General features: G+C 72.0%; 15 protein-coding genes. 7 read left to right on the plus strand and 8 right to left on the minus strand.

Annotated elements, in window-relative coordinates; translation table 11 throughout:
* Nucleotides 1-26 precede the first annotated feature (26 nt).
* Nucleotides 27-482, minus strand: a complete 456-nt coding sequence (locus ACWGR4_RS44260) for a MarR family winged helix-turn-helix transcriptional regulator (RefSeq protein WP_380007935.1) — start codon at nucleotides 480-482, stop codon at nucleotides 27-29.
* A 175-nt stretch (nucleotides 483-657) separates the two neighbouring features.
* Here ACWGR4_RS44260 and ACWGR4_RS44265 point away from each other — a divergent pair, with 175 nt between their 5' ends.
* Together ACWGR4_RS44265 and ACWGR4_RS44270 are read left to right on the plus strand one after the other, a co-directional pair.
* Nucleotides 658-1,995: an aspartate aminotransferase family protein gene (locus ACWGR4_RS44265; protein ID WP_452133922.1), complete on the plus strand. Its 1,338-nt coding sequence runs from the start codon at nucleotides 658-660 to the stop codon at nucleotides 1,993-1,995.
* Between the two features lie 137 nt (nucleotides 1,996-2,132).
* Nucleotides 2,133-2,780 (plus strand): TetR/AcrR family transcriptional regulator, encoded by a 648-nt coding sequence (locus ACWGR4_RS44270; protein WP_452133921.1) that lies wholly within the window; start codon nucleotides 2,133-2,135, stop codon nucleotides 2,778-2,780.
* Nucleotides 2,781-2,791: 11 nt separating this feature from the next.
* Here the strand turns inward: ACWGR4_RS44270 and ACWGR4_RS44275 are convergent, their stop codons facing one another.
* Entirely contained in the window at nucleotides 2,792-3,976 is a 1,185-nt protein-coding gene (locus tag ACWGR4_RS44275; protein WP_452133920.1) for a GDSL-type esterase/lipase family protein, read from the minus strand.
* A 53-nt stretch (nucleotides 3,977-4,029) separates the two neighbouring features.
* Nucleotides 4,030-4,602, minus strand: coding sequence for a TetR/AcrR family transcriptional regulator (locus tag ACWGR4_RS44280; protein WP_452133919.1), 573 nt, complete (start codon nucleotides 4,600-4,602; stop codon nucleotides 4,030-4,032).
* A gap of 407 nt (nucleotides 4,603-5,009) precedes the next feature.
* On the opposite strand from ACWGR4_RS44280, the gene ACWGR4_RS44285 reads away from it, so the two are divergent.
* Nucleotides 5,010-6,575: an ABC transporter substrate-binding protein gene (locus tag ACWGR4_RS44285; protein WP_452134326.1), complete on the plus strand. Its 1,566-nt coding sequence runs from the start codon at nucleotides 5,010-5,012 to the stop codon at nucleotides 6,573-6,575.
* 172 nt (nucleotides 6,576-6,747) lie between these two features.
* On the opposite strand, the gene ACWGR4_RS44290 is transcribed toward ACWGR4_RS44285, so the two are convergent.
* Nucleotides 6,748-7,386, minus strand: coding sequence for a Uma2 family endonuclease (locus ACWGR4_RS44290; protein ID WP_452133812.1), 639 nt, complete (start codon nucleotides 7,384-7,386; stop codon nucleotides 6,748-6,750).
* A 127-nt stretch (nucleotides 7,387-7,513) separates the two neighbouring features.
* Here ACWGR4_RS44290 and ACWGR4_RS44295 point away from each other — a divergent pair, with 127 nt between their 5' ends.
* Nucleotides 7,514-9,214: a DUF885 domain-containing protein gene (locus tag ACWGR4_RS44295; protein ID WP_452133813.1), complete on the plus strand. Its 1,701-nt coding sequence runs from the start codon at nucleotides 7,514-7,516 to the stop codon at nucleotides 9,212-9,214.
* A gap of 85 nt (nucleotides 9,215-9,299) precedes the next feature.
* Here the strand turns inward: ACWGR4_RS44295 and ACWGR4_RS44300 are convergent, their stop codons facing one another.
* Both ACWGR4_RS44300 and ACWGR4_RS44305 read right to left on the minus strand, forming a co-directional pair.
* Nucleotides 9,300-10,481: a cytochrome P450 gene (locus ACWGR4_RS44300; RefSeq protein WP_452133814.1), complete on the minus strand. Its 1,182-nt coding sequence runs from the start codon at nucleotides 10,479-10,481 to the stop codon at nucleotides 9,300-9,302.
* A 306-nt stretch (nucleotides 10,482-10,787) separates the two neighbouring features.
* Nucleotides 10,788-12,380 (minus strand): amidase family protein, encoded by a 1,593-nt coding sequence (locus tag ACWGR4_RS44305; protein ID WP_452133815.1) that lies wholly within the window; start codon nucleotides 12,378-12,380, stop codon nucleotides 10,788-10,790.
* Between the two features lie 261 nt (nucleotides 12,381-12,641).
* Here ACWGR4_RS44305 and ACWGR4_RS44310 point away from each other — a divergent pair, with 261 nt between their 5' ends.
* Nucleotides 12,642-13,436 carry an oxidoreductase gene (locus ACWGR4_RS44310; protein ID WP_380008072.1) on the plus strand — a complete coding sequence of 265 codons (795 nt, stop codon included), beginning with the start codon at nucleotides 12,642-12,644 and terminating at the stop codon, nucleotides 13,434-13,436.
* Nucleotides 13,437-13,465: 29 nt separating this feature from the next.
* Here the strand turns inward: ACWGR4_RS44310 and ACWGR4_RS44315 are convergent, their stop codons facing one another.
* A complete protein-coding gene (locus ACWGR4_RS44315) occupies nucleotides 13,466-14,017 on the minus strand; it encodes a GNAT family N-acetyltransferase (RefSeq protein ID WP_452133816.1) in 552 nt (183 codons plus the stop codon).
* 246 nt (nucleotides 14,018-14,263) lie between these two features.
* Here ACWGR4_RS44315 and ACWGR4_RS44320 point away from each other — a divergent pair, with 246 nt between their 5' ends.
* The gene (locus ACWGR4_RS44320) at nucleotides 14,264-15,085 is read left to right on the plus strand and encodes an alpha/beta fold hydrolase (RefSeq protein ID WP_452133817.1); all 822 of its coding nucleotides are present in this window, start codon (nucleotides 14,264-14,266) and stop codon (nucleotides 15,083-15,085) included.
* Between the two features lie 20 nt (nucleotides 15,086-15,105).
* Here ACWGR4_RS44320 and ACWGR4_RS44325 read toward each other — a convergent pair whose 3' ends face one another.
* Nucleotides 15,106-15,519: a MerR family transcriptional regulator gene (locus tag ACWGR4_RS44325; RefSeq protein WP_452133818.1), complete on the minus strand. Its 414-nt coding sequence runs from the start codon at nucleotides 15,517-15,519 to the stop codon at nucleotides 15,106-15,108.
* A gap of 100 nt (nucleotides 15,520-15,619) precedes the next feature.
* Between ACWGR4_RS44325 and ACWGR4_RS44330 the strand changes: the two genes are divergently transcribed.
* Nucleotides 15,620-16,360: an SDR family NAD(P)-dependent oxidoreductase gene (locus tag ACWGR4_RS44330; RefSeq protein ID WP_452133819.1), complete on the plus strand. Its 741-nt coding sequence runs from the start codon at nucleotides 15,620-15,622 to the stop codon at nucleotides 16,358-16,360.
* Nucleotides 16,361-16,461: the final 101 nt, after the last annotated feature.

Here is a 16,461-nt window from a genome sequence, read left to right on the forward strand (position 1 = left end):
TAGTTGGTTCATCGCGCGATGCCGGGTCATCCGTCGTGGGGTCGGCGGGTGCGTCTGGTGTCGACGTTGGTGGTCAGTGTGGTGAGGAGGTCGGGGAGTTCGGCGACGGTCGGCTCGGGCAGTCCGGTCACGGTCTCCTCGGCCAGGGTGCACCATGCCTGTTTGATCCGCTCGACCAAGTCCCTGCCGCTGTCGGTGAGTTCGACGACGGAGGCACGTTTGTCGGTGGGTGCCGGGGTGCGGCGGATGTGGCCGGCGGCTTCGAGTTTGCGGGTCATCAGGGTGACGCTGGGCGGTTCGCAGCCGAGTGCGTCGCTGAGTCGGCCCTGGATCATCGGGCCGTTGCGGGCGAGTTCGAGCAGCAGTGCTTCCTGGCCGGGGTGCAGGCCGAGGGGGGCGAGCAGGGTGGTGATCCTGGCCCGGTGGCGCAGGCTCAGCAGGCGGATGGCCTGGTTGAGGGCGTCGGCCCGGTCGAAGTCCATGGCTCTTCTCTCTCGGCTCTCCCCGACGGGTTACTTACGTGCATAACATTACCGCCATGGAGTGGATGGCGCTTCGGAACCCGCCCAGGCGCACCGGTTTGGCCGGGCAGAGCCGAACAGCGAGGCCGCGATCGTGCGCTGGACGTGTGCTTCCGGCCCGACCTACCGTCGGGACATGGCTGATTCGACCACCTCCTCGTCGCCCTCCGCCGACCCGTTCTGGACCGACGCCGAGCGGCATCTCGTGCGCTACGGAGGCGAGTTCACTCGCGAGATCATCGATCGTGCCGCCGGGAGCTTCGTGTTCACCGCCGACGGCCGGCGCATCCTCGACTTCACCTCCGGGCAGATGAGCGCGATCCTGGGCCACGCGCACCCGGCGATCGTGGACACCGTGCGGCGGCAGGTGGCGACCCTGGACCACCTGTACAGCGGCATGCTCAGCCGTCCGGTGGTCGACCTCGCCCGGCGGCTGGCCGCGACGCTGCCGGATCCGTTGGAGAAGGTGCTGCTGCTGACCACCGGCGCCGAGTCGAACGAGGCGGCGATCCGGATGGCCAAGCTGGTCACCGGCCGGCACGAGATCGTCTCGTTCGCGCGGTCCTGGCACGGCATGACCCAGGCCGCCGCGTCGGCGACCTACAGCGCGGGACGCAAGGGCTACGGGCCGGGCGCGCCCGGCAACTTCGCCATTGCGGTGCCGAACGTGTACCGGCCCGACTTCGTCGCGGCGGATGGGACGCTCGACTGGCGGCGGCAGCTGCACTTCGCGTTCGACCTGATCGACGCGCAGTCGACCGGGAGTCTGGCCGCGTGCCTGGTGGAGCCGATCCTCAGCTCGGGTGGCATCATCGAGTTGCCGGTCGGCTACCTGGCGGCGCTGCGCGACAAGTGCCGGGAGCGCGGGATGTTGCTGATCCTCGACGAGGCACAGACCGGCCTGTGTCGCACCGGGGACTGGTACGCGTTCGAGCGCGACGGCGTCGTGCCGGACATCCTCACGCTGTCCAAGACGCTCGGCGCGGGGCTGCCGCTGGCCGCGGTGGTCACCAGCGCGGAGATCGAACAGCGGGCGCACGAGCGGGGGTTCCTGTTCTTCACCACGCACGTCGCCGATCCGCTGCCGGCGGCGGTCGGCAACACCGTGCTGGACGTGCTGATCGCGGATCGGCTCGACGAACGGGCCCGCTCGCTCGGCACGTTCCTGCGTCGGGGGCTGGTCGAACTCGCCGAGCGTCACCCGGTGGTCGGCGACATCCGCGGTCGCGGGCTGCTCGCCGGCCTCGAACTGGTCGTCGATCGGGACGACGCGAAGCACGGCTCCGACGAGCTGGGCGCGCGGGTCACCCGGCGCTGCCTGGAGTTGGGGCTGCACATGAACATCGTGCAACTCCCGGGCATGGGCGGGGTGTTCCGGATCGCTCCGCCGTTGACCGCGACCGAGGACGAACTCTCGCTCGGGTTGGGCATCCTGGACGAGGCGATCGGCGACGCGTGCGCGGGAGCGCGGTAGGTGGACGGGCGCTTGCGGCGGGTGGGCGCCTGCGGCGGGTGGGCCTGCGCGGGGGCTTCCGGAATGCCATTCAGGTTTGTGATAGCTTCTAACCGAAATGCGGGGATGTGGCTGCGTGTGCGAAAAGGTGGCGGGTCATGGCGGAAACCGAGGCGAACACCCCGCGTGAGCGCTACCGGACGCAGGTGCGGACGGAGATCAAGCAACACGCGTGGGAGCAGATCGCCACGGCGGGTGCGTCCGCGCTCTCGCTCAACGCGATCGCCAAGCAGATGGGCATGAGCGGTCCCGCGCTCTACCGCTACTTCGCCGGCCGTGACGAGCTGATCACCGAGCTGATCCGGGACGCGTACCGCAGCATGGCCGACGCCGTCCGGGTCGCCTTCGAGGGCGGTGCCGACGTGGCCGAGACGGCGCGCGCCATGCGCCGGTGGGCGCTGGCGGATCCGCAGCGCTACCTGCTGATCTACGGCACGCCCGTCCCCGGCTACCACGCCCCCGACGACATCACCGCGATCTCCGCCGAGATCATGACCACCCTGCTCGACATGTGGAGCGCGCAACCGCCCGCGGAGCACGCCACGACCGCGTTGGAGGCGCACCTGGCGCGGCACCGGCGCTGGGCGGGCGAGCATCCCGCGCCGCCGGCCGTGCTGCACCGGGCCCTGATCTTCTGGACCCGGCTGCACGGCGTGCTGTCCCTGGAACTCGCCGGCCACTTCGTCGGCATGGAGTTCGACCCGGAGCTGCTGTTCGAGGCGGAAATCGCCGCATTGCAGGCGTAGTCGGGACGGGGTCAGCCGGCCCCGGCGGACAGCGGGCCGGCGGGGCCGAAGGCGAGGCGGGCGAAACGTTCGCCGATGCGGCGGTGGGCGGCCGGGTCCGGGTGCAGGTCGTCGGGCAGCGGGAGTTCGGCCTGGTCCGCCGCGCCGTACAGGTCGAGGCCGTCGAGGTGGTGCAGGTTCGGGTCGTCGGCGGCGCGCCGTGCGACGATCCGGGCCAGCTCGTCCCGGATCACGGCCAGGGTCAGTCGCCCGGCGGCGACCTGCGCACGATCGCCCGTGGCCACGAACCGCAGGCGTCCCTCGCCGAACGCGGCCGGGTCCACGGTGCACGGCCCCGGGGTGTGCTCGTGGATGGCGCAGTGGATCGGCGAGACCACCAGCAGCGGGGTGTCGGGGTGTCCGTCGCGGATGGTGTCGAGGAATCCGTGCACCGCCGGGCCGAACGCCCGCAGCCGCATCAGGTCCGCGTTGACGATGTTGATGCCGATCTTGAGGCTGATCAGGTCCGCGGGGGTGTCGCGCATGGCGCGGGCGGTGAACGGGTCGAGCAGGGCGCCGCCGCCGAAACCGAGGTTGATCAGCTCCACGCCGCCTCGGGCCGCGGCCAGGGCCGGCCAGGTCCCGGTCGGGGTGGCCGCGTTGGAGCCGTGGCTGATCGAACTGCCGTGGTGCAGCCACACCTTGCGCCCGTGCGCCGGTGCCGCGTGGATGGGGGCGTCGCCGCGCAGCGCGACCAGCTGTGTGCTCTCGTCGTGCGGCAGCCAGATCTCGACGTGCTTGTCGTGGGTGGGCAGGTCGGTGAAGCGCAGGGTGCGCACCGGGCCGGGGCGGGTGTGTGCGCTCCCGCCGGCCAGGTCGATGGTGAGCGTGTCGCCGTCGGGCACGCTCGCCCGGGCGGTGAGGTTTCCGTCGACGAGGAGTTCGTACACACCGTCCGGGCGCGGCGGGGCACCGGGGTAGACCCGCTTGGTGGCCACGACGTCCAGTTCGAGGACGGCGGCCCGGGTGCGCATCGCCAGTCGTACGCCGGAGGGTTGGGACTCGGCCATGGCCAGTTGCTCGTCGGGGATCTGCCGGCGGGCGTGCGCGGGCAACCGGTGGGGCACGATGCCGCGTTCGGTGTGTTCCAGGTCGAGGGCACCGCGCAGCAGGTCGGCGGTGATGGGGGTGGTGGTGTGGGCGTACGGGGGGTGCATGGGCTCGGTCTCTTCGCTTTCTTCGCTCTCTTCGCTCTGCGGAGATGGCGGGGTCAGGAGGTGGTGGGCCAGGTGCGCAGCAGACCGTCGAGGGCGTCGAGGATCGCGCTCCAGCTCTGTCCCGAGTCGGGGGCGCTGTGCTCGAAGCCGCCGGCGGACTCCAGGTCGACGAAGCCGGCGAAGACGCTGCCCAGCAGCCGGACGGCGTGCGTTTGGTGCGGTTCGGCCAGGTCGTATCCGCGCAGCAGCGCGCGCATCATCCGCGCGTGCCGGACGCCGGCACCGGCGGCGGCCGTCTCCGGGTCGAGCCGGTATCGCGCGGCGGCGAAGCGGCCCGGGTGGGCGAGGGCGTAGTCGCGGTAGACGTTCGCGAAGGCGGTCAGTGCGTCCTTGCCCGCGCGTCCGGCGATCGCGGCAGAGGCCCGGTCGGCGAGTTCCTCCAGCGCGAGCAGCGCGATGCGGGTCTTGAGGTCGTGGGCGTTGGCGACATGCGAGTACAGGCTCGCGGTCCGCACGCCGAGGCGTCGGGCCAACTCCGCAGGTGTCGCCTGCGCGAACCCGGCCTCGTCGGCCAGTTCGGCCCCGGCCCGCACCACGTTTTCGGTGGTCAACCCCACGCGCGCCATGCCCGGCTCTCCTCATCCACTCTCGGGTTCACCTGAATGGATTATGCGCATGCCTAATGCATTTAGGCAAATGAGATGCCTTGTTAGGCCGAGTGGGCTCTCGGTGCCGAGGTGCGCGGCGGATGGCGTGAAGACTGCCCGGCGTTGCGGCGTCTGGGGTTGGCTATTCGGACGGATTTGGTGATCGCTCTTCGTCCGCGGCGACGATTCGAGGTGTTCGGGGGCTGCCTACCCTGAGCGTCCACTGCGGCAGTCGCGCCGTTCTCCGAGGAGGTATCCAGCATGGGACGATCCGATGCGGTCGGGTCCAGTGTTCGGACAGCGGGTCCGAACATTCGTACGTCGATCGCCGCCGCATCGGGGGGCGAAGGGCGTACGCGCTCCGCCGTTCTCGCCGTTGGTGCACGATGAGAGGCGTCGCGCGGGCTGCGGCCGGTGCGGTGGCCGTGGGGATGCTCGCCACCGGGTGCGGCGGCACCGGCGCGTCGAGCGCGGGCGGGAGCGACACGATCACGATCGGTATCTCCGAGGACCCCGCCAACCTGTCTCCGCTCACCTCGCTTTCCAGGATCACCTCGCTGATGACGCGGTTCTCCTACGACGCGCTGGTCAACACCACGGTCGACGGGCGGATCGTCTCCGGCGTCGCCGAGAAGTGGGAGTCCGATCCCCTGTCGGCCACGTTCACCCTGCGGCGCGACGTGCGGTGCGGCGACGGCCGGATGTTGACCGCGTCCGCCGTCGCGGCGCAGTACAACTACATCGCCGACCCGAAGAACACCTCACCGCTGTACGGCCTGGCCGTGGCGCCGGGAACGGTTGCCACCGCGGACGACGCCACCAACACGCTCGTCCTGCGCACGCCCGAACCCACCCCGTTCCTGCTGCGCGGCGCCTCCCAACTGCCGCTGGTGTGCCCCTCGGCACTCGCGGCACCCGGCTCGCTCGACCACGCCACCGACGGCACCGGGCCCTACCGGCTCGTCGAGGCCGCGACGGGTGACCACTTCACCTACACCAAGCGCCCCGACTACGTCTGGGGACCGGGCGGCGCGAACTCCACCGAACTGCCCGAGCGGCTGGTGTTCAAGGTAGTCACCAACCCCTCGACCAGGGCCAACCTGCTGTTGGGCAAACAACTCGACATCGCCTCCGTGACCGGCGCCGACCGGGTCCGGCTGACCGCGGCGGGGCTGAAGTACCACGTCGAGCGCAACCCTTACGGGATGTTCCTGTACAACGAGGCGCCCGATCACGTCACCGCCGATCCCGCGGTGCGCTGGGCGCTGACCGCCGCGCTCGATCTCAAGCAGCTGGGGGCGGTGGCCACCGGCGGCAAGGGCTCGGCGCCGAACCGGGTCGCGGTCACCATGCTGCCGACCTGTCCGGCGGACGCCGTGAGCGCCAACATCCCGCCGCACGACCCGGCGCGCGCGGCGGCCGCGCTGCGCGGGGCCGGGTGGACCAAGTCGGGCGGGCACTGGACCAAGGACGGCAGGCAACTGTCCATCGTGCTGCCCTACTCGGGGACGGCCGGCTCGGAACTGTTGTCCGCGGTGGAGCTGGCGGTCGAGCAGTGGCGCTCGTTCGGGGTCAAGGTCAGCCGCCGGCCGCTCACGGCCGGGACCACGGGAGAGGTGCTGGCCTCCGGGCAGTGGGACATCGCCTGGGTACCGATCACGCTGACCCAACACGACCAACTCGTGCCCTTCTTCAGCGGTCCCAAGGGGCCCGACGGGCTCAACTTCGGCGCCGTGGACAACCCCGAGTATCAGCGCCTGGTGGGCCTGGCCATGAACAAGCCGGACATCGCGGGCTGCGACGAATGGACCGCGGCCGAGGCCGAGTTGGTCAAGCGGGTCGACGTGATGACCTTCGCGGACATGCAGACCCCGTACTTCGCCACGCGCGGCACCACGTTCGCCATCGACGGTGGCGGGATCGACCCGATGTCACTGCGCCTGAACCGCTGAGGCCGGCGGAGGTGCGGGCCCGGCCGGGCCCGCACCTCCGCACGACCACGCGACGCGCCGCCGCATCCGGGCGGCGCCCCATCCTCCTCGAACCGTGCCAAGCGGCACGGTGGTTCACCTGCGCGCGAGCGAACGCCGAAGCACCCCTGGCGGGCGGCGCGGGCGGGCGGGGTTAGAGGAGGTCCTTCATGAACTCGGTGGGCCAGGCGGCGGAGAAGGGCTTGGGGAGCCAGACGGGTTCACCGACGTGGAAGACGGTCGGGGCCGGGTAGGTGCCGTGGATCGCGTCGCGGAAGAGCAGTACCTCGGCCCTGCGGCGGTCGACGACCAGATACAGCGGGATGCCGCTCGCGGCGTACTGGCGTGGTTTGGCCGCCGGATCGTCACGGTCGAGGTCCTCGCGTCGGGTGGAATTCGATGTCACCTCCACCAGCATCAGGATCCCGGCGGGGGACATGGCCTTGCCGGCTCGGACCAGGACGCGGCGGGACGGGTCGAATACGACCAGGTCGGGGGTGCGCTCGGACGCGCCGAACTCCACCGAGGTGTTCTCCCGCAACGCCCGCTCGGCGGCGCCGTCGCGCGGCAGGGAGGCGAGGAAGGAGCGCAGGTTGTCCAGGATGTCCCCGTGCGCCGCGTCGGGTGCGGTCATCATCACGATGCCGTGCGGCGTCGATTCGAACGTCACTGGTTCGGCCAACGCGGCGAGTTCGGGCACCTCGCGTACGTGGTCGAGAATGCGGCCGGCGACGAAGGCGATGTAGTCGGGATCGTGGACGTCGGGCGCGAGTTCGGATTCGGCGGGATCCATGCTCACAGTCTAAATGAGCGGGTACGCGCTTCCTGGGCTCTTGCGGTCGCTCGGCGTTTGTCGGTTGTCCAGGGTGGCTCGGACAACGGGCGTGACGTGGGGGTTGTCGGCGTATGAGGATGGGGGCATGTCAGTCAACAGTGTTCCGCTTCCGCGTCAGCTTGCCGATTCCTATGTCGACGAACTCGTTGTGCTCGATCCGGTGATGGGGACGTTTCTCGGGGTTGCGGAGTGTTCCGGGCGGTTGCCCGATCTGTCTCCCGAGGGGCAGGAGGCGCGGGCCGCGTTGGCTCGGGGCACGCTTGCCGCGCTCGCCGAGGCCGAGCGGCGGGATGGGGCGGAGGCGGCGGTCGAGCGGCGGTGTGCCCGGTTGTTGCGCGAGCGGTTGACGGCCGAGTTGGCCGTGCACGAGAGCGGGGAGGGGTTGCGGACCGTCGGGAACATGGGCACGCCGATGCACTTCGTGCGCGAGGTGTTCACCGTGACGCCCGCGGAGACGGACGCGGACTGGGCCGCGATCGCCGAGCGGCTGCGTGCGGTCTCGCACGCGCTTTCGGGCTACCGCAAGTCGCTGGAGCTGGGCCTGGAGCGCAAGTTGTACGCGGCGCCCCGCCCGACCGGGGCGTGTGTCGCCCAGCTCGGCGAGTGGGCCGACACCGACGGCAACGGGCGCGGCTGGTTCGAGGACTTCGCCGCCGCCGGCCCGCAGACCCTGCGCGCCGAACTCGACGAGGCCGCACGCGCGGCGACCGCCGCCGTGGTGGAGCTGCGTGACTGGATGCGCGACGTATACGCCCCCGCCGTCGCCGACGCCCCCGAGGTGGTCGGGCGCGAGCGGTACGCCGTGTGGTCGCGGTACTTCAACGGCGCCGACCTCGACCTGGACGAGGCCTACGCCTACGGCTGGTCGGAGTACCACCGCCTCCTGGGCGAGATGCGCCACGAGGCGGAGAAGGTCCTGCCAGGCGCCGCGACGCCGTGGGTGGCGCTCGCGCACCTGGACGAGCACGGTACGCACATCGAGGGCGTCGACGAGGTGCGGGCCTGGCTGCAGGCCCTGATGGAGGAGGCGATCGAGCACCTCGACGGCACCCACTTCGACCTCGCCGAGCGGGTGCGCCGCGTCGAGTCGTGCATCGCACCGCCGGGAAGCGCCGCCGCGCCGTACTACACGCAGCCGTCCGAGGACTTCAGCCGCCCCGGCCGGACCTGGCTGCCGACGATGGGCCGCGACCGGTTCCCGGTCTACAACCTCGTGTCGACCTGGTACCACGAGGGTGTCCCCGGCCACCACCTCCAGCTCGCCCAGTGGGCGCACATCGCCGGCGACCTGTCCCGCTACCAGGCCACCGTCGGGGTGGTCAGCGCCAACGCCGAGGGCTGGGCGCTGTACGCGGAACGCCTCATGGACGAACTGGGCTTCCTCACCGACGCCGAGCGCCGCCTGGGCTACCTCGACGCGCAGATGATGCGCGCCGCGCGAGTGATCGTCGACATCGGCATGCACCTGGAACTGGAGATCCCGGCCGACGCGCCGTTCCATCCCGGCGAGCGCTGGACCCCGGACCTGGCGCAGGAGTTCTTCGGCGCGAACAGCAGCCTCCCCGACGCCTTCGTGGACAGCGAGGTGACCCGCTACCTGACCATGCCCGGCCAGGCGATCGGCTACAAGCTCGGCGAACGCGCGTGGTTGCTGGGCCGGGAGAACGCCCGACGGGCGCAGGGCGCGGCGTTCGACCTGAAGGCATGGCACATGAGCGCGCTGTCGCAGGGGTCGCTCGGGCTCGACGACCTGACCGACGAACTCTCCGCGATTCCCGCGCCGTAGCCCGGACCCGCCCGCGGATCCCGATCGGATCGGCTGCACCGGTCGGGATCCGCGGTGGGCGAGGCGGGCCGTGCGGTGGGACGGGCTACGCGGCGACGAGCGGGAGGGTGTGCAGGCCGCGCAGGATGTTGTGGACCCGCCGTGTGGGCGCCCGATCGGGCGCGCCGGCCAGGGTGTGGAAGCGGCGGCCCAGGGCGGTGAGCACGGCGTCGAGTTCGAGGACGGCGAGGTGGTTGCCGGCGCACTGGTGCACGCCGAGGCCCAGCGCGAGGTGGTCGCGGCTGTCGGGGCGGGTGACGTCGAACGTGTCGGCGCTCGGGCCCCATTTGGCGCGGTCGCGGCCCGCCGAGCCGTAGAGCAGGAGGAGTTGGTCGCCGGCCGGGACGACGGTGTCGCCGATCCGGATGTCGCGGGTGGCGCGGCGGCCGAACCACTGGATCGGGGCCTGCATCCGCAGCGCCTCGGCGAAGACCGCGTCGCCCGGGACGGCGCGCTCGCGGACCAGGCGCCACTGCGCGGGGTGTTCGGCCAACAGGTGCAGGGCGGTGCTGACGGCGTGGATGGTGGTGTCCATGCCGGCGACGGTGTAGGAGAGCATCAGCGGGACGGCCTGGGATTCGTCGATGTCGCCCCGGTCGGCCGCGGCATGGATCGCGCCGAGCCAACTGTCCGGCGCGACCCGCCCCCGTGCGGCGAAGCGGTCGAGGTAGGCGAACATCTCCTCTGCGCGCGGGAACGCGGCCCGGGTGCGCGCGGTGTCGGGGCCGAAGGTGTCGAACGTCGCGTCGGCGAGGTCGAGCAGCCGGGCGCGGTCCCGGTCGGGTAAGCCCATCAGGCGCATGACCGTGCCGGAGACGAACGGCGCGGCCAGGTCGGCCACGCCGTCGAAGACCTCGCCGCGCGGGAGCGCGTCGACCAGCGCGCGGGCGTGCGCGTAGAGGCCGGCGGTGAGGGATTTCAGCGCCCTGGGGGCGAGTTGGCGCGAGAGGACCCGGCGCAGGCGCGCGTGGGCGGCGCCGTCGGTGCCCACCACCGTGTCGGTCAGGACCCGTTCGTTGACCTGCTCGGTCAGGGCCAGGGCCCGTTCGCTGGAGTAGCCGATCGGATCGCGCAGCGCGTCGGCGACGGCCGCGTGGCGCGGCAGGGCCCAGACGGCGTGCGCGTCGAGCCGTACGGCGGTGCCGAGTTCGCGCAGCCGGGCGTAGGTCGGGTAGGGGTCGGCGAGGACGGCGTCGTCGAAGAGATCGATCCCGGAGGAGACGTGCACGATGGCCCCTTTCGTCGCGAGGCCGGCGCCCGCGTGCGGTGCGACCGCCGCCGACGGTGATCGGAAGCAGGGCGGCCATGATCGGCCCGGCCCGGACCCCGGTCAAGAGCGCACGGGCGCACGAACGGCGCAGCCGGGCGCCCCATGCGGACCCGGCCCCTCCGGGGGTGTCCGGGACCGCGGGGCGCCCGACTGCTCGGGTGCCGCCGATCGGCGCGACGCCGCCTTGCGGCGGCGGGAGTTCGGGTGGAGCGAGCCGACGGGCCCGGCCGGCAACGGTGGTTCGGGTGGGCCCGTCGGACGGGGTCAGGAGCCGATGGTGGGCAGGTAGCGCGGGGCGCGCCAGGCGTGGAGGTGGTGTTCGATCGAGGCGCCCAGGGACAGGAGTTCGCCGTCGCGCAGGTTGCCGGTCATCAAGAGCAGGCCGATCGGGAGTTCGCCGACGGAGCCGGCCGGTACCGACATCGACGGATATCCGGATACGGCAGCCGGAGTCGAGGACGGGATCACGTCGTTGTCGCCGCGCGCACAATCGGTGGTCCAGGCGGGCGGGTTGGTCGGTGAGGCGATGGCGTCGAGCCGTTCGGCGGCCAGCGTCTCGTCGATCGAGCGGCGGGCCAGGTCCGTCAACTCGGTGCGCATCGCGCGGTATCGCGGGTCGGTGGTGGGCGGCGCGACCAGGGCCTGTTCGAACAGCTCCTGCCCGGCGAAGCAGGTCTGCTCGGCCGGGTGGGTGCGGTTGAACTCGATCAGCTCGGCGAGGTCGCGCGGGCCCTCGCGGGTGGCCAGGTAGGCGTCGATGTCGCGGTGGAACTCGCTGAGCAGGGCCGGGAATTCCAGTTCGGCGATGCGCTCCTGGTAGGGGAGTTTCACCTCGACCACCTCGGCGCCCGCCGCGCGCAGGCGCCCCGCGGTGCGGGTCATCAGGGCGTCCACGTCCGGGCCGAGCGTGGGCAGGCGCCACAGCCCGATGCGCTTGCCGCGCAGCCCGTCGGGGCGGGTGGAGGCGGCGGCGAGGTCGAGCGGGTCGGCCGGGTGCGGCGCCCGGCCCTCGGCGAGCACCGCCAGGGTCAGCGCGGCGTCGGTGACGTTGCGGGCCATGGGTCCGGCGGTGTCCTGCTCGGCGGAGATCGGTACCACGCCGGACTGGCTGACCACGCCGAGGCTGGGTTTGACGCCGACCACGCCGTTCGCCCCGGAGGGGCACACGATCGAGCCGTCGGTCTCGGTGCCGATCGCCACCTGCGACAACGACGCGGCGAGCGCGGCGCCGGAACCGGCCGACGAGCCGCAGGGGTTGCGGTCCAGGACGAACGGGTTGCGGGTCTGGCCGCCCACCGCCGACCAGCCCGAAGTGGGCCTGGCGCCACGGAAGTTGGCCCATTCGGACAGGTTGGTCTTGCCCAGGATCACCGCCCCCGCCGCGCGCAGCCGGCTCACCAGTACCGCGTCGGTGTCGGGCGGGCTGCCGGCCAGTGCCGTCGAGCCGGCGGTGGTCGGCAGCCCGCGGGTGTTCACGTTGTCCTTGAGCAGGACGGGGATACCGTCGAGCGGACCCCGGCTCTGCCCGCGCCGATGCCGGGCGTCACTGGCGGCGGCCTGGCGCAGCGCGGTCGGGTCGGTGCGCAACACCGCCTTGATCGTGGGATCGACGGTCTTGATCCGCCACAGGTAGGCGCCGGTGAGCGCGGTCGAGGTCAACGATCCGCGCGCCATGCGGGTTTGTAATTCCGGGATGGTCACGGTGTCGAGATCCACGCCCAACCTCGGCGGCGCGCCCGCGGCCGGCGGTGTGCCGTCCGGGCCGGCGCCGGCGTTCGCGTGGGCACCCGGCGCGCCGGCGAACAGGCAGCCGGCGACCAGGGCGGTGACCAGTGGGGTGACTCGTCTCTTCGTCATGGGAAAGACCATGGGAGCCATCGCACTACACGGCCGATGTCCGACACAAGCACCGCCGGTGTCGCCGGGACGAGGTCGTCGGGGGGATTTGGTGATGCTTCGAGAGGATTGGTTCCGGGGGCGGGGGGAGGAATGGGGCCGATGGGAGCCGTGCGGCAAACATCGGCAAGTGGTTTCGGGGTCGTTAGGGTGTCGCCCGTGATCACAGAGCGATGGACATGGGGCGGCGATACGAGCGTCGCCAGGATCGGCTACGGGGCGATGCGGTTGACCGGGTGGCCGCAGGGCGAACCACCCGCCAGGGACACGGCGTTGGCCATTTTGCGGCGGGCCGTGGAGCTGGGCGTGAACCACATCGACACCTCGAACTACTACGCGCGCGACGGGATCGCGGCCAACGAGCTGATCCGGGAGGCGCTGCACCCCTACCCCGACGACCTGGTGATCGTGACCAAGGTGGGCGCGCTCGTCGAAGGCGCGGACGTCGCCCGGCCGGCGGCGGACAAGACCGGACTCACGCCCGACAACCTGCGCCGCGGCGTCGAGGCGAACCTGCGCTCGCTCGGCCTGGACCGCCTGGATGTGGTGAACCTGCGGATGGGCGACCTCGACCGGAGCCTGACCCCCCTGGCCGGGCCCCTGGAAACCCTGCTCGCGCTGCGCGAGGAGGGCCTGATCCGGCACCTGGGCGTCTCCAACGTCACCGCCGCCGAGTTCGCCCAGGCCCGGACGATCGCGCCGATCGTGTGCGTCCAGAACCTGTACAACCTGTCCCGGCGCGAGGACGACGCACTGATCGACGCCTGCGCGGCGGCCGGCATCGCCTACGTCCCGTACTTCCCCGTCGGCGGCTTCCAACCATTGGCGGCGGCCCGCCTGGACGCGGTGGCCACGCGCCACGGGGCGAGCGTGTCGCAGGTGGCGCTCGCCTGGCTGTTGGCCCGTTCGCCCAACATCCTGCTCATCCCCGGGACCGGCTCGCTTGCCCACCTGGAGGAGAACATCGCCGCCGGCGCGCTGCGGCTGACCGGACAGGACCTGGCCGAACTGGGCTGAGCCGGCCCCGGGTCGAGAACGGCGCGGCCCTACGGGTCGGAGCGGGTCAGTGCGTACAGCACGACGTCGACCCGGCCGCCGTGCAGGCGGCCGGCATTGCGCAGGATGCCCTCCCGGTGCAGGCCCGCCCGGACGGCCGCCTTGCGCGCGGGGATGTTCCCGACGGCGGCCCGCAGTTCGAGGCGTTCGAAGCCCTGCTCGATCAGCAGCCAGTGCCCGAGCGCGCGGGTGGCCCGGGCGGCGATCCCGCGTCCGCGAGCCCACGGGGCGACCCAATGGCGCACCTCGCTGACCCGGTCGTCCCAGTCGGTGCGGCGCAGCCCGATCGCGCCGAGCAGTCGGTCGTCGGCCGGGTCGGCGATCACGAAGTGGATGCCGTCGCCCGACTCGCGCCGGGTGTGCGCCGTCTTCGTACACCAGTCGACGGCCGCCTGCGGCGAGTACGGGCGCGGCAGCGGTATCCAGCGTTGGATCACCTCGTCCGCACAGGCGATTCGGGTGTCCTCGACGTCGCCGGCGGTGAACGGTCGCAGGGTGATCGGGCCCGCGGGCAGGACCCGTTCGGGAAAAACGTCGCTCACGGACAGGATTCGCCCCCTCGTTTCGAGTCGCATGATTGTGCCGCCCCGACCGGGCACGGCGTAAGGGTCCCGCGCGGAATTCACCCGCTGCGCCCAATTCGCGAATCCCACCCCGGGGCGGCGCCGATGACAGTGTTGCTCCGCGCGGGTGATGCCCGGCATCTGGTAAGACCGGATGCGCGTTCGCGGTTTGCCGAGAGGCCGAACGGCGGATCCTCCCCATGGCCCGAGCAAGGAGAAGGCGGCATGCCACACGTACGGTTGAACGGCGCGGATCTGTACTACGAGGTCACGGGCGAGGGCGACCCGCTCGTCCTGGTCCACGGCTCCTGGACCGACCACACCGGCTGGGGGCCGGTCCTGCCGGCGCTCGCCGCCTCCCACCGTGTGCTCGTGTACGACCGCCGGGGCCACAGCCGCAGCAGCGGCGGGACCGGACCGGGCAGCCGCTCCCAGGACGAAGACGACCTCGCGGCGCTGCTCGAACGGCTCGACCTGGGACCGGCGCACGTCGTCGGCAACTCCTTCGGCGCCTCCACGGCCCTCGGACTGGGCGCGCGCCGACCCGAGTTGTTCCGCAGCCTGGTCGCGCACGAGCCGCCGCTGTTCGCGACCGTGGCGAACGACCCGCAACTGCGGCCGCTGATGCGCGTGGCCCAGGATCGGATCGACGCGGTGGTCGAGCGGCTGAGCGCGGGCGACGACCGGGGTGGGGCGCACCTGTTCGTCGAGGAGGTCGCGCTCGGGCCGGGGATGTGGGAGCGGCTGCCCGACCGGGTACGCGAGACCTTCGTCGGCAACGCGGGCACGTTTCTCGACGAGCTGAACGATCCGCACTGGGACGAGATCGACGTCACCGGCCTGTCCGCGCTCACCGTCCCCGTGCTGCTGAGCTACGGCACGACCAGCCCGCCGTGGTACGCGAAGATCGTCGGCGGCCTCGCCGAAGCGATCGCACACGCGCGGATCCGCCCACTGGACGGCGCCGGACACGTCCCCCACACGACTCACCCGGAGCTGTACGTCGCCACCGTGACCGGTTTCCTGGCCGACCCGACGGCGGGGTGACCCGGACGGCGCCGGCCGGCTCAGCCCCGGCGGCCGAGCCCGGTGCCGAGATCGCGGCCGGCCGGATCGGCGGGCACGCCCTCCGAGGCCGTGTCGATCACCTCGTCGAGGACGTCGCGCGAGCGCAGCAGGTCGGTGATCATCGTGTCGATCCGCTCGCGCTCCGCGGTGAGGTTGACCAGCAGTACCGGCGTGGCGCTCTCGTTCGCTCGACCGTCGGTGTCCCGGATGCAGGGCAGCAGTTCGGCGATCTTCCTGCTGTGCAGGCCGGCGGCGTACAGGGTCTGGATGCGGATCACCCGGTCGACCGCCCACTCGCCGTAGTCGCGTTGGCCGCCGGGGGTGCGTTCGGCGCGCAGCAGGCCCTGGGCCTCGTAATAGCGCAGGGAGCGCTCGCTCACCCCGCTGCGCCGGGCCAGTTCGCCGATCCGCATGTCCGCACCTCGCCGTGAACGACCGCTTGAACCTGACACCGGTGTCAACTCCTACTCTGCCGGCACGACGAACACAGCGTCCACGCAGGAGGAGACGACGATGGGCGACCTGACCGGCAGGGTGGCACTGGTGACCGGCGGCAGCCGAGGCATCGGCGCGGCGATCGCGAAGCGGTTGGCGGGCGAGGGGGCGGCGGTCGCGGTGACCTACGTCGAGGCGGCCGACCGGGCGCGCGCGGTGGTCGAGGAGATCGAGGCGGCCGGCGGGCGGGCCGTGGCCGTACGGGCCGACCTGACCGAGCCCGACGCCGCGACCGAGGCAGTCGAGCGCACGGTCGCGGAACTGGGCCGCATCGACATCCTGGTGAACAACGCGGGCTTCCTCACCTACGGCCCGCTCACCGAGGTCTCCGACACGGAACTGGACCGGGTGCTCGCGGTGGACATCCGGTCCGTGTTCACCGCGGCACGGGCCGCGGCCCGGCACATGGGCGAGGGCGGGCGGATCATCGGCATCGGGTCGTGCTTCAACGGGCGCGTCCCCGGGGCGAACTTCGTGCTCCAGGCGACGGCGAAGTCGGCGCTGATCGGGCTGACCAAGGGCCTGGCCCGGGAGTTGGGTCCGCGCGGGATCACGGCCACGCTCGTGGACCCGGGCCCGATCGACACCGACATGAACCCGGCCGACGGCGACAGCGCCGACTTCCAACGATCCCTCACCGCCCTCGGCAGCTACGGCAAGGCCGAGGACATCGCCGCCGCCGTGGCCTATCTGGCGGGCCCGGGCGGTCGGTACATCACCGGCACCGCCCTCGCGGTGGACGGCGGATACACCACCTGAGGCCACGTCGTTCCCGTCCGCGAGATCACGGGGGCGGACGGGGACACGTCGCCCGGCCGGGGCCCGACCGGGCTCCGGCCGGATGAACGGCCCGCACGGCG

It is taken from the genome of Embleya sp. NPDC055664, from assembly GCF_053618075.1.

Excerpts from the sequence above, each read along its gene's own strand:
- ACWGR4_RS44260 (WP_380007935.1), bottom strand. The coding sequence starts at position 482 with ATGGACTTCGACCGGGCCGACGCCCTCAACCAGGCCATCCGCCTGCTG.
- ACWGR4_RS44265 (WP_452133922.1), top strand. The coding sequence starts at position 658 with ATGGCTGATTCGACCACCTCCTCGTCGCCCTCCGCCGACCCGTTCTGG.
- ACWGR4_RS44270 (WP_452133921.1), top strand. The coding sequence starts at position 2,133 with ATGGCGGAAACCGAGGCGAACACCCCGCGTGAGCGCTACCGGACGCAG.
- ACWGR4_RS44275 (WP_452133920.1), bottom strand. The coding sequence starts at position 3,976 with ATGCACCCCCCGTACGCCCACACCACCACCCCCATCACCGCCGACCTG.
- ACWGR4_RS44280 (WP_452133919.1), bottom strand. The coding sequence starts at position 4,602 with ATGGCGCGCGTGGGGTTGACCACCGAAAACGTGGTGCGGGCCGGGGCC.
- ACWGR4_RS44285 (WP_452134326.1), top strand. The coding sequence starts at position 5,010 with ATGAGAGGCGTCGCGCGGGCTGCGGCCGGTGCGGTGGCCGTGGGGATG.
- ACWGR4_RS44290 (WP_452133812.1), bottom strand. The coding sequence starts at position 7,386 with ATGGATCCCGCCGAATCCGAACTCGCGCCCGACGTCCACGATCCCGAC.
- ACWGR4_RS44295 (WP_452133813.1), top strand. The coding sequence starts at position 7,514 with ATGTCAGTCAACAGTGTTCCGCTTCCGCGTCAGCTTGCCGATTCCTAT.
- ACWGR4_RS44305 (WP_452133815.1), bottom strand. The coding sequence starts at position 12,380 with ATGACGAAGAGACGAGTCACCCCACTGGTCACCGCCCTGGTCGCCGGC.
- ACWGR4_RS44310 (WP_380008072.1), top strand. The coding sequence starts at position 12,642 with ATGCGGTTGACCGGGTGGCCGCAGGGCGAACCACCCGCCAGGGACACG.
- ACWGR4_RS44320 (WP_452133817.1), top strand. The coding sequence starts at position 14,264 with ATGCCACACGTACGGTTGAACGGCGCGGATCTGTACTACGAGGTCACG.
- ACWGR4_RS44325 (WP_452133818.1), bottom strand. The coding sequence starts at position 15,519 with ATGCGGATCGGCGAACTGGCCCGGCGCAGCGGGGTGAGCGAGCGCTCC.
- ACWGR4_RS44330 (WP_452133819.1), top strand. The coding sequence starts at position 15,620 with ATGGGCGACCTGACCGGCAGGGTGGCACTGGTGACCGGCGGCAGCCGA.